The 13936-nt window shown below is 60.9% G+C and carries 12 protein-coding genes; 8 read left to right on the top strand and 4 right to left on the bottom strand.

Annotated features, from left to right (window positions below; translation table 11 throughout):
- Positions 1 to 12 precede the first annotated feature (12 nt).
- From fusA to SynA1544_RS01575, 5 genes are all read left to right on the top strand, one after another.
- Complete coding sequence (fusA, locus tag SynA1544_RS01595; protein ID WP_186514606.1) at positions 13 to 2088, top strand: elongation factor G; 2076 nt, start codon at positions 13 to 15, stop codon at positions 2086 to 2088.
- Between the two features lie 44 nt (positions 2089 to 2132).
- Entirely contained in the window at positions 2133 to 3332 is a 1200-nt protein-coding gene (gene tuf, locus SynA1544_RS01590; RefSeq protein WP_115080435.1) for an elongation factor Tu, read from the top strand.
- A 121-nt stretch (positions 3333 to 3453) separates the two neighbouring features.
- On the top strand, positions 3454 to 3774 hold the full coding sequence (gene rpsJ / locus SynA1544_RS01585; RefSeq protein WP_011363346.1) for a 30S ribosomal protein S10: 321 nt from the start codon (positions 3454 to 3456) through the stop codon (positions 3772 to 3774).
- 56 nt (positions 3775 to 3830) lie between these two features.
- Positions 3831 to 4466, top strand: coding sequence for an LON peptidase substrate-binding domain-containing protein (locus SynA1544_RS01580; protein WP_186514605.1), 636 nt, complete (start codon positions 3831 to 3833; stop codon positions 4464 to 4466).
- Positions 4466 to 5398 carry a methyltransferase domain-containing protein gene (locus SynA1544_RS01575; protein ID WP_186514604.1) on the top strand — a complete coding sequence of 311 codons (933 nt, stop codon included), beginning with the start codon at positions 4466 to 4468 and terminating at the stop codon, positions 5396 to 5398. The genes SynA1544_RS01580 and SynA1544_RS01575 overlap by 1 nt, the downstream gene beginning before the upstream one ends.
- A gap of 3 nt (positions 5399 to 5401) precedes the next feature.
- Here the strand turns inward: SynA1544_RS01575 and pheA are convergent, their stop codons facing one another.
- Positions 5402 to 6244 (bottom strand): prephenate dehydratase, encoded by an 843-nt coding sequence (gene pheA, locus SynA1544_RS01570; RefSeq protein ID WP_186514603.1) that lies wholly within the window; start codon positions 6242 to 6244, stop codon positions 5402 to 5404.
- Positions 6245 to 6275: 31 nt separating this feature from the next.
- Between pheA and SynA1544_RS01565 the strand changes: the two genes are divergently transcribed.
- Positions 6276 to 6872 (top strand): DUF1997 domain-containing protein, encoded by a 597-nt coding sequence (locus tag SynA1544_RS01565; RefSeq protein WP_186514602.1) that lies wholly within the window; start codon positions 6276 to 6278, stop codon positions 6870 to 6872.
- Here SynA1544_RS01565 and SynA1544_RS01560 read toward each other — a convergent pair.
- The 3 genes from SynA1544_RS01560 to SynA1544_RS01550 all read right to left on the bottom strand — a co-directional run bounded on the left by SynA1544_RS01560 (position 6819) and on the right by SynA1544_RS01550 (position 12285).
- Entirely contained in the window at positions 6819 to 7418 is a 600-nt protein-coding gene (locus SynA1544_RS01560) for a ribonuclease HII (RefSeq protein WP_186514601.1), read from the bottom strand. The two genes, SynA1544_RS01565 and SynA1544_RS01560, sit on opposite strands and share 54 nt — an antisense overlap.
- Before the next feature lie 5 nt (positions 7419 to 7423).
- A complete protein-coding gene (locus SynA1544_RS01555; protein ID WP_186514600.1) occupies positions 7424 to 9364 on the bottom strand; it encodes an Rne/Rng family ribonuclease in 1941 nt (646 codons plus the stop codon).
- Between the two features lie 257 nt (positions 9365 to 9621).
- Positions 9622 to 12285, bottom strand: coding sequence for a TIGR03960 family B12-binding radical SAM protein (locus SynA1544_RS01550; RefSeq protein ID WP_186514599.1), 2664 nt, complete (start codon positions 12283 to 12285; stop codon positions 9622 to 9624).
- Between the two features lie 53 nt (positions 12286 to 12338).
- Here SynA1544_RS01550 and SynA1544_RS01545 point away from each other — a divergent pair, with 53 nt between their 5' ends.
- Both SynA1544_RS01545 and clpS read left to right on the top strand, forming a co-directional pair.
- Positions 12339 to 13565 (top strand): LL-diaminopimelate aminotransferase, encoded by a 1227-nt coding sequence (locus SynA1544_RS01545; RefSeq protein ID WP_186514598.1) that lies wholly within the window; start codon positions 12339 to 12341, stop codon positions 13563 to 13565.
- 47 nt (positions 13566 to 13612) lie between these two features.
- Positions 13613 to 13933, top strand: a complete 321-nt coding sequence (clpS, locus tag SynA1544_RS01540) for an ATP-dependent Clp protease adapter ClpS (RefSeq protein ID WP_186510477.1) — start codon at positions 13613 to 13615, stop codon at positions 13931 to 13933.
- Positions 13934 to 13936 lie beyond the last annotated feature (3 nt).

Here is a 13936-nt window from a genome sequence, read left to right as displayed (position 1 = left end):
GGAGAATTTCCTGTGGCCCGCGACTTCCCCCTGGAACGCGTCAGAAATATTGGTATCGCTGCTCACATCGATGCCGGCAAAACCACCACGACAGAACGGATTCTGTTCTATTCCGGTGTGGTGCACAAAATCGGCGAGGTGCATGACGGCGCCGCCGTGACCGACTGGATGGCCCAGGAACGGGAGCGTGGCATCACGATCACCGCAGCTGCCATTTCGACGTCCTGGCAGGACCATCGGATCAACATCATCGACACGCCTGGTCACGTGGACTTCACCATTGAGGTGGAGCGCTCCATGCGCGTGCTGGATGGCGTGATTGCCGTCTTCTGTGCTGTGGGTGGCGTTCAGCCCCAATCCGAGACCGTCTGGCGTCAGGCCGATCGCTATTCCGTTCCCCGGATGGTGTTCGTGAACAAGATGGACCGCACCGGTGCAGACTTCCTCAAGGTTCACGGCCAGATCAAGGATCGCCTCAAAGCCAATGCTGTTCCGATTCAGCTTCCGATCGGTGCTGAAGGTGAGCTCAGCGGCATCATCGATCTCGTTGCCAACAAGGCGTACATCTACAAGAACGACCTCGGCACCGACATCGAAGAAGCCGACGTGCCGGCCGACATGGCCGACGAGGTCGCCGAATGGCGGAACACCTTGATGGAAACCGTCGCCGAAACCGATGAGGTGCTGATCGAGAAGTTCCTCGAAACCGGCGAACTCAGCGTTGACGAGCTCAAGAAAGGCATCCGAGAGGGCGTGCTCAAGCACGGTCTGGTGCCCATGCTCTGCGGCTCCGCCTTCAAGAACAAAGGTGTGCAGCTGGTGCTCGACGCTGTGATCGACTACCTGCCTGCTCCCGTCGACGTTCCCCCCATCCAGGGTGTGCTTCCCGACGGCAGCGAAGCGGTGCGTCCGTCCGACGACAGCGCCCCCTTCAGTGCCCTCGCCTTCAAGGTGATGGCGGATCCCTACGGCAAGCTCACCTTCGTGCGGATGTACTCCGGCATCCTCGAGAAGGGCAGCTACGTGCTCAACTCCACCAAAGGTGAAAAGGAGCGCATCTCCCGCCTCGTGGTGCTTAAGGCTGATGACCGTGAGGAAGTCGACGCACTGCGTGCCGGCGACCTCGGTGCGGTGCTCGGACTGAAGAACACCACCACTGGCGACACCCTCTGCACCCAGGACGATCCGATCGTTCTCGAGACCCTGTTCATCCCCGAACCGGTGATCTCCGTGGCTGTTGAGCCGAAGACCAAGGGCGACATGGAGAAGCTCTCCAAGGCCCTGGTTGCTCTGGCTGAAGAGGACCCCACCTTCCGCGTCAACACCGATTCTGAGACCGGCCAGACCGTGATCGCCGGCATGGGCGAACTCCACCTGGAAATCCTGGTGGACCGCATGCTGCGTGAGTTCAAAGTGGAAGCCAACATCGGCGCACCTCAGGTGTCCTATCGCGAAACCATCCGTGGTTCAGCAGGTGGCGAAGGCAAGTTCTCCCGTCAGACCGGTGGTAAAGGCCAGTACGGCCACGTTGTGATCGAGATGGAACCGGGCGAACCCGGCTCCGGCTTCGAATTCGTCAACAAGATCGTGGGCGGTGTCGTTCCGAAGGAATACATCAAGCCCGCCGAGCAGGGCATGAAGGAGACCTGCGAATCCGGTGTGATCGCCGGATATCCCCTCATCGATGTGAAATGCACCCTGGTGCATGGCTCTTATCACGACGTCGACTCCTCGGAGATGGCGTTCAAGATCGCCGGATCCATGGCCTTCAAGGACGGCGTCAAGAAGTGCAACCCTGTGCTGCTTGAGCCGATGATGAAGGTCGAGGTCGAAGCTCCCGAGGATTTCCTCGGTTCGATCATCGGCGACCTGTCCTCCCGTCGAGGTCAGGTTGAGGGCCAGTCCGTCGAAGACGGCACGTCCAAAATCTCGGCCAAGGTGCCCCTTGCCGAGATGTTCGGTTACGCCACCGAGCTCCGCTCCATAACCCAGGGCCGGGGCATTTTCTCGATGGAATTCGACAATTACGCCGAAGTTCCTCGCAATGTGGCCGAGGCCATCATTTCCAAGAATCAGGGCAATTCCTGATCTCTAAACTCCTCCAAATCCAACCCTCGATTCTTTAAACACCCATGGCACGCGAGAAGTTCGAAAGGAACAAGCCTCACGTCAACATCGGCACCATCGGCCACGTTGACCATGGCAAGACAACCCTCACCGCTGCGATCACCAACGTGCTCGCCAAGAAGGGTCAGGCTGAAGTTCAGAACTACGCCGACATCGACGGCGCCCCTGAAGAGCGTGAGCGCGGCATCACCATCAACACCGCTCACGTTGAGTACGAGACCGAGACCCGTCACTACGCCCACGTGGACTGCCCTGGTCACGCGGACTACGTGAAGAACATGATCACCGGTGCCGCTCAGATGGACGGCGCCATCCTGGTGTGTGCCGCCACCGACGGCCCGATGGCCCAGACCAAGGAGCACATCCTGCTGGCCAAGCAGGTGGGCGTTCCCGCTCTGGTGGTTGCACTGAACAAGTGCGACATGGTCGATGACGAAGAGATCATCGAACTGGTGGAGATGGAGATCCGCGAACTGCTCTCCAGCTACGACTTCCCCGGCGACGACATCCCCGTGGTTCAGGTCTCCGGCCTGAAGGCCATCGAAGGCGAGGCTGAGTGGGAAGCCAAGATCGAGGAACTGATGGCGGCTGTTGACGCCAGCATTCCTGAGCCTGAGCGGGAAGTGGACAAGCCCTTCCTGATGGCTGTGGAAGACGTCTTCTCCATCACCGGTCGCGGCACCGTGGCCACCGGCCGCATCGAACGCGGCATCGTCAAGGTCGGCGAAGAAATCGAAATCGTCGGCATCAAGGACACCCGCAAGACCACCGTCACCGGTGTGGAAATGTTCCGCAAGCTGCTCGATGAGGGCATGGCTGGCGACAACGTTGGTCTGCTGCTGCGCGGCATCCAGAAGGAAGAGATCGAGCGCGGCATGGTGCTCGTGAAGCCCGGTTCCATCACCCCTCACACTAAGTTCGAGGGTCAGGTGTACGTGCTCAAGAAGGAAGAAGGCGGCCGCCACACTCCCTTCTTCGCTGGCTACCGCCCGCAGTTCTACATCCGTACAACGGACGTGACCGGCCAAATCACCGCCTTCACCGCGGAAGACGGTTCCAACGTGGAAATGGTGATGCCTGGTGACAACATCCAGATGACCGGTGAGCTGATCTGCCCCGTCGCCATCGAGCAAGGCATGCGCTTCGCTATTCGCGAAGGCGGCCGCACCATCGGTGCTGGCGTGGTCTCCAAGATCATCGAGTGATCAGCGCAAGCTGAACCACACGTCAGGGGATGGAGGGGCTCAGCCCCCCATCTCCTACATTTCTCAGAACCTCGACAACTGAAGTCCTGCTTCGATCTCGAAGCTTTTTCGCTCCCTTCCTATGTCCACTGCCATCGCTCAGCAGAAGATCCGCATCCGCCTGAAGGCGTTCGACCGCCGCATGCTCGATCTTTCTTGCGAGAAAATCATTGAAACGGCCGATAACACCGCTGCAACCGCGATCGGTCCGATCCCCCTGCCCACGAAACGCAAGATCTACTGCGTTCTGCGCTCTCCCCACGTGGACAAGGACTCCCGCGAGCACTTCGAGACCCGCACCCACCGTCGGATCATCGACATCTACAGCCCCTCGGCCAAAACCATCGATGCGCTGATGAAGCTTGATCTCCCCAGTGGTGTGGACATCGAAGTGAAGCTCTGATCCGTTCGATCAGAACTTCATTTTCCTAGGATTCAGTTGCCTACAACACGGCGTTCGTGTCCGATTTTTCTGTGAGGGAGCTTCCCCTGTTCCCCCTGCCGGACGTCGTGTTGTTCCCGCAGCAGCTCCTGCCGCTGCACATTTTTGAATCGCGTTATCGGATGCTTCTCCAGACGGTTCTGGAGACCGACAAACGATTCGGCATCGTTCGCATCAACCCCGAGAACGGCGAAATGGCCGAAATCGGTTGCTGCGCTGAGGTGCTTCAGCACCAAACAACCGAAGACGGTCGCAGCTACATCGTTTCGCTGGGCCAACAGCGGTTCCGGCTGCTCAACATCACGCGGGAAACGCCCTACCGAACAGCGATGGTGAGTTGGCTGGAGGATGAGCCCGTGGCCGACACCGACCAGCTCAACAGCCTGCGGGACAAGGTGAGCGAAGCCTTGAATGACGTCGTTCAGCTGACCAGCAAATTGCAGAACCGAGAGGTGGAACTACCTGACGATCTGCCGGATCTACCGCGGGAACTCTCCTTCTGGATCAGCGCCCATCTTGATCAGGCCGCTTCGGAGCAACAGAGTCTTCTGGAACTAACCGACACCCACGAACGGTTGAGTCAGCAATTTGAAATGTTGGATCACACCCGACGCCAACTGGCAGCCCGCACTGTGTTGATGGATCTGAAGTGATGTTGGGATCTCTGTTAGTGGTGGCCGGGGCCGTTGGAGCCACCGGAGTTGCGCTGTGGCTTCGCCGTGACCGGCGCTACGAATCGTCGGAGAGTGTCGCCTCCGCCTACGACGCCTGGACGGAAGACCGTTTGTTGGAGCAGCTCTGGGGCGAGCATGTCCATCTCGGTCATTACGGGACCCCGCCGGGCTCCTGCGACTTCCGCGAAGCCAAGGAAGCCTTCGTCCACGAGCTGGTGCGATGGAGCGGTCTGGACCAACTCCCCGCCGGCAGCCGGGTGCTGGATGTGGGATGCGGCATCGGTGGCAGTGCCCGAATCCTGGCGCGGGATTACGGATTGAACGTTCTTGGCATCAGCATCAGCCCTGCCCAGGTGGAACGAGCCACACAACTCACCCCATCAGGCCTGAGCTGCCGCTTCCAGGTGATGGACGCCTTGGATCTTCAACTGCCCGATCAGAGCTTTGATGCGGTCTGGAGTGTGGAGGCTGGCCCCCACATGCCCGACAAACAGCGTTATGCCGATGAGCTGCTGCGGGTGATGCACCCTAGAGGGCTGCTTGCAGTGGCCGACTGGAACCGCCGGGATCCATCTGACGGCGGCATGACGCGAACCGAACGCTGGGTGATGCGTCAGCTGCTCAACCAATGGGCCCACCCTGAATTCGCCAGCATCAAGGGGTTCCGCCAGAACCTCGACAACAGCGTGCACCACCGGGGCGAGATCGTCACCGGTGACTGGACCCAGGCCACACTCCCCTCATGGATTGACTCGATCATTGAGGGCATCCGACGCCCCTGGGCTGTGCTCAGCCTGGGACCGAAAGCGGTCCTACAAGGCCTGAGAGAAACCCCGACGTTGTTGCTGATGCACTGGGCCTTCGCCACCGGGCTGATGCAATTCGGCGTCTTCCGGATCAGCAAAGACTGATCCTCAAGAGCCGCTCAGATCGCTACTGGGGTAGGCACCGAAATGGGCCAGATGCTCACACAGGGGCTGCAACTGGGCAATCAGATCCTGCAGGGCCGTTGACGGATCCGGCGGTAGATCCACATCCACGAAGAAGACGTATTCCCCCAGCTCCCGTTTGGACGGTCGCGATTCAATCCGACTCATGTTCAGGCCCCGCTCAGCCAAACAGGCCAGAGCCTCCAGCAAGGCCCCCGGCGCATTGCGATGCAGCGAAAACGCCAGGCTGGCCACATCGCCATGCTCACTGCGCTGCCCACGGCGCAACAGCAGAAAACGGGTGCGGTTGCCCGCAACATCGTTCACAGGAAACGCCAGCTGATCCAACCCGTGTTCACGGGCAGCGGTCTGGGAGGCAATCGCAGCCCGGAAGGGACTGCCCGCCACCATGCGAGCTGCTTCAGACGTGGATGAAGTGGGCAGTTGCAAGGCATCGGGCAGATGCTGGGCCAACCAGCCACTGCACTGGGCCAGGGCCTGCGGGTGAGAAAGCACTTCGGTGACTTTGCTGAGCGGCCCACTCCCCAGCAGAGCGTGCTGAATCGGCAGCACCAAAGCCCTGCGGATACAGAGCTCGGGATGGGACCACAGCGCATCGAGGGTCGCTGTCACCCCCCCTTCAACCGAGTTCTCGATCGGGACAACGGCTGCTTCACACTGCCCTCCGGCCAACTGTTCCACCACCGATCGGAGCCCCACACAGGGAACAAGCTGGACATCCTCGAGAGCGTCCTGTTCGATCAACACCCGGGCGGCCTGCTCGCCATAGGTCCCGACTGGGCCAAGGAATGCGAGAAGTGTAGGCATCGAAGCCGCACTGGATGGACTCGATAAGATCATGCCGCGTCAGGTGATGACCATGCCCCTGGCCTTCGAAGCCAGTCAAAAGCTTGATCTGCCTGTCAGAACGGGAGCAGAGCGGCTTCCCACTTACCTGTTGGAGGAGGAGCGCGTCCTCGGGGCCCTGCTGGATGCCAAACAGCTCACCCGCCTGCAGTCAGGGCAGTACCGCTATGTGGTGACCAGCCTGCAGGTCTTCCAGCTCCACGTGAAACCAGTGGTGTCCCTCCAGATCCACATGGAAGGCGACACATTGGTGATGCAGGCCCTCGACTGCGAACTGGAGGGTCTGGGGATTGTTGATGACTTCGCCCTGAACCTGGAAGCACGGCTGACGTCCACACCCGACGGACTTCAGGGGCATGCCCATCTTTCGGTGAGCGTCAGCCAGCCATCGCTGCTCAAGCTGATCCCCAAACGGGTGCTGGAATCAACGGGCGAATCAATCTTGAGTGGCATCCTCATTGGCATCAAAGCCCGGGTTGGCCAGCAACTGATCGACGACTACCGAAGCTGGTGCCGGGAAACCGACGGTAAAGGCTCAACCGAGCAGACGCCTCAAGAACGTGTGCCGATGCAGGGGCGTGGGGCCTGAGGCCATCAAGCTCTGACGATGTTGCGCCGTGCCGTAGCCCGCATGGCGCTCGAGGCCGTAACCAGGGAATCGAGCCGATAAGCGCCGGATGAGTGCATCCCTGGCCTCCTTGGCCAGAACACTCGCCGCAGCAATGGCCGCTGATCGGCTGTCCCCTGCGATCACCGTGCGCTGCGGGCCCTGCCACAGCCGAAGGGGAAGGTTGCCATCCACCAGCACGAGCCCAGGGCGCTGCGGCAGTCGCTGCAGAGCCCGCAACATGGCGCGTTCCGTGGCAACGCGGATGCCGCAGGCGTCAATTTCTCGCGCTGAAGCCTGGCCCAAAGCGGACGCCACACACAGGGATTGAATCAAGGGAACCAGAGCAGCCCGACGCTTGGCTGACAGTTTTTTGCTATCGGTCAGCCCTGCCTTCAACAGCTCTTCAGCAGCTGAGCCTTCGAGCACAACAGCAGCCGCAAACACAGGACCGAAAAGGCAACCGCGACCAACTTCATCCACACCAGCCACGTCCCGCCCGAGAGGGAGGGAGTCCTGCGCGGTCATCCGACTCAGACCGTGGCGACAGCCGAGGAGCGGCGACGGCGACGGCGAGGCTCATCAGGCTCAGCTGTTTCCGCCACGGCCACAGGCTCGGGCTCAGCCGGTTCGCTGATGGGGGCAGGTTCTGGTTCGGTGATCGTCAGGTTGGTCACCGCCTCCAAGGGGGTGATCTCCACCATCAAGGGGACTGATTCATCCGGGGCGGATGAGGTAACAACAATAGGCGTCTCAACGGCAGGAGTCGCAGTGGGCTGACTCGCCCCGTTGCGTGAACCTGAACGACCACCCCGTCCGCCACGACGACGGCGGCGTCCGGAACTGGCCGCCAATTGCTGACGCGCCGCCTCCAGCACCTCCTGCTCGTCCTCGCCAGGACGCACAACCCGGACCACGACGTTGTCGGATGCAGGGGGCTCCTCCAGCAACAGGGCAGGGTTCAATCCCAGCCAACCAAACAGCTGCTGTTGCTCGTCGGTCATCGGGACGGCAACCAATTCAGGGTCCTGACGACGGGCGGTCGCTGGCTCCTGAGCCTCTTGGGTCGACACCTCAGGGGCAGTGGTGTCGGTCGTCTCGACAGGAAGGACGGAATCCTGACTGCCACGCCCTCGACCACCGCGCCGCCTCCGGCCATTGCCACCGCTCTCTCCGGGCGCAACAACTTCGGCGCGGGCAGAGGCCGCCGAGCGAACCAATCCTGTGGCCGTTGCCAGAGGTTGAAGCAGGTCTTTGCCGGGAAGAACGGCCACATGGCCCAGACCACCACAGCTGGGGCAAGCCCGACCGAACAGTTCATAGATGTTCTGCCCTTGACGCTTGCGGGTGAGTTCCACCAGGCCCAGTTCGCTGAGCTGTGCGATCTGCGGGCGGGCTGAGTCGTCACGGACGGCTGTCGTGAAATGCTCCAGCAGCTGGAGCTGATCACGACGGGAATCCATATCGATGAAGTCGATGATGATCACCCCACCGATGTTGCGAAGCTTGAGCTGGCGAGCGATTTCGATCGCCGCCTCACAGTTGGTCCACAGAACGGTTTCGCGCGCATTGGCCGATCGTGTGAACGAGCCCGAGTTCACATCGATCACCGTGAGCGCTTCGGTGGGCTCGATGATCACGTAGCCACCGGACGGCAGATCAACCCGCGGCTTCAGCGCATCGCGGATGGCGGCATTGACCTTGTAGTGCTCCAGCAACTCGCTGGGTTCACTGTGAGACTCCACCAGCACATTGCCGGCTTCGGCACCAAGGAAACTGCTCACACGGTTCACAGCGACGGCATCGTCCACCACAACCCGGGCCAGATCCGGGCCCATGTGGTCCCGCAGAATCCGATGGATGAAGTCTTCATCGCGGTTGAGCAGCACCGGCGGTGCAGCCGTTTCAGCGGCTTGCTGAATCGCCTCCCACTGGCGCAGCAAGGATTCCAGATCCTCGATCAACAGCTCTTCGCTGATGCCGTCGGCTTCCGTACGGATCAGCAGACCGGCTCCAGGCGGCTTGATCAGAACACCAAGGGCACGCAGTCGGTTCCGTTCTGCATCAGAACTGATGCGCCGGGAGATGTTGACCCCCTGGCCATGGGGCTGAAGCACCAGGTAGCGACCTGGCAGAGCAAGATTTCCCGTCAACCGTGGGCCTTTGGTGCCGGTCGGTTCTTTCATCACCTGAACCAAAACCTTCTGGCGAGGCTCCAGAAGTTCAGTGATCCCAGCCGAACCTTTCTTCAGACGCAGCGGGCCAAGATCGGTGACATGAATGAACCCATTTTTCTCACTCTCACCAATATTGACGAAGGCGGCATCAATGCCTGGCAGAACATTTTCTACCGTTCCTAAATAGACATCTCCGATCTGATAACGACCCTGCGCGACGATGAGTTCATCAACGCGTTCATCGGTCAGCACTGCTGCGATGCGCAGCTGCTCCGCGATGACAATTTGCTGGGGCATAAGAGGACTGGTTGAGCCCGATTGAGGGCCGGATCCGTTGAGGAACCTGCCGGTTCTCCCTCACGGGTTGATGGAAAGATCTGAGCTGGTCAGCAAGACCAAAAGGTTGCGGAGCAAAAACTCCTATGACACGGGCTTGGGGGTTCCAAAAAAGACCGCCATGCAAGCCGTGATGTGGACCTCGATATCCGTGTTGGATCAGACAAGACCGGAACAAGGTTGGTCCCGATAGACGAAACACCTGTTCCGTAGCCAAACTAGCACTGCGCACTGAGGAGCAGGGCCTCGCGCGCCAGGCGTTGCACCTGCAAGGGCTGACCAACGGTTTCAGCCAGCCAGTGCTGAATCTGAGCAGGGCGCAAGCTTCGACCCATCTCATCCACCGCCGCTTCCAAGCGAAGCCGAACGGATCCATTGGCGTTCTGATCCGTCACCTGCAGCGCCTTCAACGCGGGGCGGCAATCCCGTTCCCGGGGGCGGCCCTTCTTATCGGTGTCGTGCCACACCAAGGTTGTGGCCTGCAGGAGCTGATCCACCGCCGCATGCCAATCCAATGACATCGGGGCCTGCTCCTGCGGCACGAGATCAAAACACCAAATGGCCCCCGTCAGTTCTTGCGAAAGGCTCTTGCCACTGACGGGAACCTCGGCTGCCGCCAGCAGCTGAATGCCCTCCGGCAGCAACGGCTGAAGCGTCTTGCGGAAGTGGTTGGGATCCAGGGCCTCGGTGAATTCCAGATCCATCCACTCGCTCTGGGCCTCAGCACCGAGGGGAAGTGCCAAAGCGATCTGAATCCGCGGCAGTGGATGAAACCCACCGGTGAAGCTGATCGGAAGCGCACTGCGACGCAGGGCCCGCTCCAGCATGCGCATCAGATCAAGATGGCTGAGCAGCGCCATCGATCCCGTTTTGGCGAATTGCACCCGGATCCGGCAGACCCGTTCACTGGGCGGCGCCTGGGTTGGCACCTGGGTTGGCACCTCAGGAGCGGGAACCACCACGTTGTGCCCGAGATCCGGACCACAGACCCCACAACTGCTGCAGCCATCAAAGGAGCAGTCGGGCACAACCGCCGCTGCCAGAGCCCGCTGCAGATCGTCCGCGAGCCAGGCCTTGTCGATGCCGGTGTCGATGTGATCCCAGGGGAGTGGCTGGGCACAGAACGCTTCCAGATCCTCCCGATCCAGCGCAGCCACAGCACTCCAACTCCCCACCTCCATCTCCCGGTAACGCCCCTGCAGGCCGGCATCCGCGATGGCTCCGGTCCAGGCGGCGTAGGTGCGATCCAGCGACTCGAACCAGGCATCCATGCCGGCACCAGCTCGCCAGGCCGCTTCGATCACCGGGGCAAGGCGCCGATCGCTGCGGCCCACAAAATCCTCCATGGCCGAAAGCCGCATATCGGTGAAATTCACCTTCACGCCGCGCAAACGCCTGAAGGCCTCCTTGAGCAGCACCTGGCGCCGCTCAAACTCAGCCGTGGAGACGCTGTGCCACTGAAAAGGGGTGTGGGGCTTGGGCGTGAAATTGCTGATCGTGATGTTCAGGTTCAGCCGACCTAGGTCACGGCAGCGCTGCTGGAGCATCACGCAGGTCTCGGCAATGCCGAGAACGTCGGCATCCGTCTCACCAGGGAGGCCGATCATGAAGTACAGCTTCACCTTGCGGTATCCGTTCTGCATGGCCGTGCGGATGCCATGCAACAGGTCGTCATCGGTGAGGCCCTTGTTGACGATGTCGCGGAGTCGCTGTGTCCCGGCCTCCGGGGCGAAGGTGAGACCCGCTTTCCGCGTGCCGCCAAGGATGTGGGCAATGTCTTCATCGAAGCGATCCACCCGCTGGCTGGGCAGTTGAAGCGTGACGTTCTGATCCGCCAGGCGGTTGCGCAACTCCACCCCCACCGCCGGCAGCGCCAGATAGTCGCTGCAGCTCAAGGAGAGCAGCGAGAAATCGCTGTAACCGGTTTGCTTCATGCCGGTCTCCACTGCCTCGATCACAGCTTCGGGTTCCACATCCCGAGCCGGTCGCGTCAACATTCCGGGCTGGCAGAAGCGACAACCCCGGGTGCAACCGCGGCGAATCTCCACCGTGAGGCGGTCATGCACAGTTTCCACATGGGGGACAAGGCCCATGGCGTAATGGGGCATCGGCGTCGCCACACGCCGAAGCACCCGCGCCGGAAGATCAGGGTGAAGTGGCTCAAGGGTGACCCCATCAGCGCCTGCCCCATAGAGAGAAGGCACATAAACCCCGGGAACCTGGGCCAGATCTCGGAGCAGTTGCGATCGGGTCAACCCATCGGCTTTGGCCTGCGCCACCACTAAACCGATTTCAGGCAACAGCTCTTCACCGTCGCCCAAGGCGATGAAGTCGAAGAACGGGGCGTAGGGCTCTGGGTTACTGGTGGCGGTGGGACCGCCAGCAAAGATCAGCGGGGGCGATGCAGGGTCACTCAGCGGCAAGTCGCCCCGATCCGCGGAGCGAATCGGCACCTGCGCCAGATCCAGCATCTCGAGGATGTTGGTGGCGCCAAGTTCATAGCTAAGGCTGAAGCCCAGGATGTCGAAGGCCGGCAAGGGCCGACGGCTTTCCACCGCAAACAACGCCTGAGAGCGCTCCCGCAAGCGGCTAGCCAGATCGGCCGCCGGGAGATAGGCGCGATCGCACAACTGCCCGGGCACGGCATTGAGGATCGAATAAAGAATGATGTGGCCGAGGTTGCTGGAGCCGACCTCATAAATCTCGGGATAGGTGAGTGCCCAGTGCACCGACGCTGCCTGCCAATCCCGTGGTTGCACCCCTAACTCGTGCCCCATGTAGCGGGCCGGTTTGTTGATGCCGCTGTCCACCAGGGCATGGAAATCAACCGGGTGATCCAGGGATGAGGCGACCACGTCGGATGTCCTGACTCCTGAGGTCATCGTATGGAGCTGCCGACACGGCAGGATGCCCCGCAGAAATAGCTTCCGGTTCCGTGGTTCAGGTCAACGGCAATTACCTCAAGCTCAAGGCGGGCTACCTGTTCCCTGAGATCGGTCGGCGCGTCAAAGCGTTCAGCAGCGCCAATCCCAATGCAGCACTGATCCGCCTGGGCATCGGTGATGTCACGGAGCCCCTGCCGCTGGCCTGTCGTGAAGCCATGAAAACGGCCATCGATGCAATGGGGACGGCCGAAGGCTTCCATGGCTACGGCCCCGAACAGGGCTACGGCTGGCTGCGGGAAGCCATCGCCAAAAACGATTTCCAATCCCGAGGCTGCGACATCAGTGCCGAGGAAATTTTTGTTTCCGACGGCTCCAAGTGCGACAGCAGCAACATCCTCGACATCCTCGGAGAGGGAAACAAGGTGGCCGTCACGGACCCTGTTTATCCGGTGTACGTGGACAGCAACGTGATGGCTGGCCGCACCGGTGAAGCCGGAGAGATCGGTCGCTACGCGGGCCTGACCTACCTGCCGATCAGCGCTGACAACGGTTTTTCAGCGCAAATTCCCAGTGAACCGGTCGACCTCATTTACCTCTGCTTCCCCAACAACCCCACCGGTGCCGTCGCCACCCGCGAGCAACTCCAAGCCTGGGTGAACTACGCCCGCGCCCATAACGCGCTGATCCTGTTCGATGCCGCCTATGAGGCCTTCATCCAGGATCCGGAACTCCCCCACTCCATTTTTGAGATCGAAGGAGCCCGGGACTGCGCCATCGAGTTCCGTTCCTTCTCCAAAAACGCTGGCTTCACCGGAACGCGCTGTGCCTTCACCGTGGTGCCCAAAGGGTTGAAAGGCAAGGCCGCCAATGGCGAAGCGGTGGAACTCTGGGGTCTGTGGAACCGTCGTCAGAGCACAAAATTCAACGGTGTGAGCTACATCATTCAGCGCGGAGCTGAGGCTGTTTACTCCGAAGCCGGCCAGGCCGAGGTGAAGGCCCTGGTGAGCTTCTACATGGAGAACGCCGCGATCATTCGCCGCGAACTCAGTGCCGCAGGTCTCACCGTCTATGGCGGCGAACACGCCCCATACGTCTGGATCAAGACCCCTGAGGGCATGGACTCCTGGGGCTTCTTCGACCATCTGCTCAACAAAGCCAACGTGGTCGGTACGCCCGGCAGCGGTTTCGGCGCCGCGGGAGAGGGGTATTTCCGCTTGTCCGCCTTCAACAGCCGCGCCAATGTGGACGAAGCCATGGCCCGCATCAAGGCCCTGTGAGCCGCTCCCTCTCCCCATTCCCTTTAGATTTCAAAGGCTTCGGATCAATGGTCATGGCAGTGGACTCTCCCAGCCAAAAACCAGGAGGTGCAGCTGTTCTGGACAAAGCGCCAGAGCGGGTTCGCAAGCGCTCACCTCGCTACAAGGTTCTGCTGCACAACGATCCGGTGAATTCCATGGAATACGTGGTGGCCACCCTGCAGCAGGTTGTGCCTCAACTCAGCGAGCAGGACTGCATGGCCGTGATGCTGGAGGCCCACAACACAGGCGTGGGCTTGGTGATTGTGTGTGACATCGAGCCGGCTGAGTTCTACTGCGAAACGCTGAAATCCAAAGGCTTGACCAGCTCCATCGAGCCTGAGAACTAGAGC

It is taken from the genome of Synechococcus sp. A15-44 (genome assembly GCF_014280115.1).
In the GTDB taxonomy this organism is placed as follows: domain Bacteria; phylum Cyanobacteriota; class Cyanobacteriia; order PCC-6307; family Cyanobiaceae; genus Parasynechococcus.
The sequence above is the reverse complement of the archived record's forward strand: the minus strand, read 5'-3'. Positions and strand labels throughout refer to the sequence as shown.

Bases quoted from the DNA above. Each gene is read 5' to 3' on its own strand.
- tuf (WP_115080435.1), top strand. From the start codon at position 2,133: ATGGCACGCGAGAAGTTCGAAAGGAACAAGCCTCACGTCAACATCGGC.
- rpsJ (WP_011363346.1), top strand. From the start codon at position 3,454: ATGTCCACTGCCATCGCTCAGCAGAAGATCCGCATCCGCCTGAAGGCG.
- SynA1544_RS01575 (WP_186514604.1), top strand. From the start codon at position 4,466: ATGTTGGGATCTCTGTTAGTGGTGGCCGGGGCCGTTGGAGCCACCGGA.
- pheA (WP_186514603.1), bottom strand. From the start codon at position 6,244: ATGCCTACACTTCTCGCATTCCTTGGCCCAGTCGGGACCTATGGCGAG.
- SynA1544_RS01565 (WP_186514602.1), top strand. From the start codon at position 6,276: ATGCCGCGTCAGGTGATGACCATGCCCCTGGCCTTCGAAGCCAGTCAA.
- SynA1544_RS01560 (WP_186514601.1), bottom strand. From the start codon at position 7,418: ATGACCGCGCAGGACTCCCTCCCTCTCGGGCGGGACGTGGCTGGTGTG.
- SynA1544_RS01555 (WP_186514600.1), bottom strand. From the start codon at position 9,364: ATGCCCCAGCAAATTGTCATCGCGGAGCAGCTGCGCATCGCAGCAGTG.
- SynA1544_RS01550 (WP_186514599.1), bottom strand. From the start codon at position 12,285: ATGACCTCAGGAGTCAGGACATCCGACGTGGTCGCCTCATCCCTGGAT.
- clpS (WP_186510477.1), top strand. From the start codon at position 13,613: ATGGTCATGGCAGTGGACTCTCCCAGCCAAAAACCAGGAGGTGCAGCT.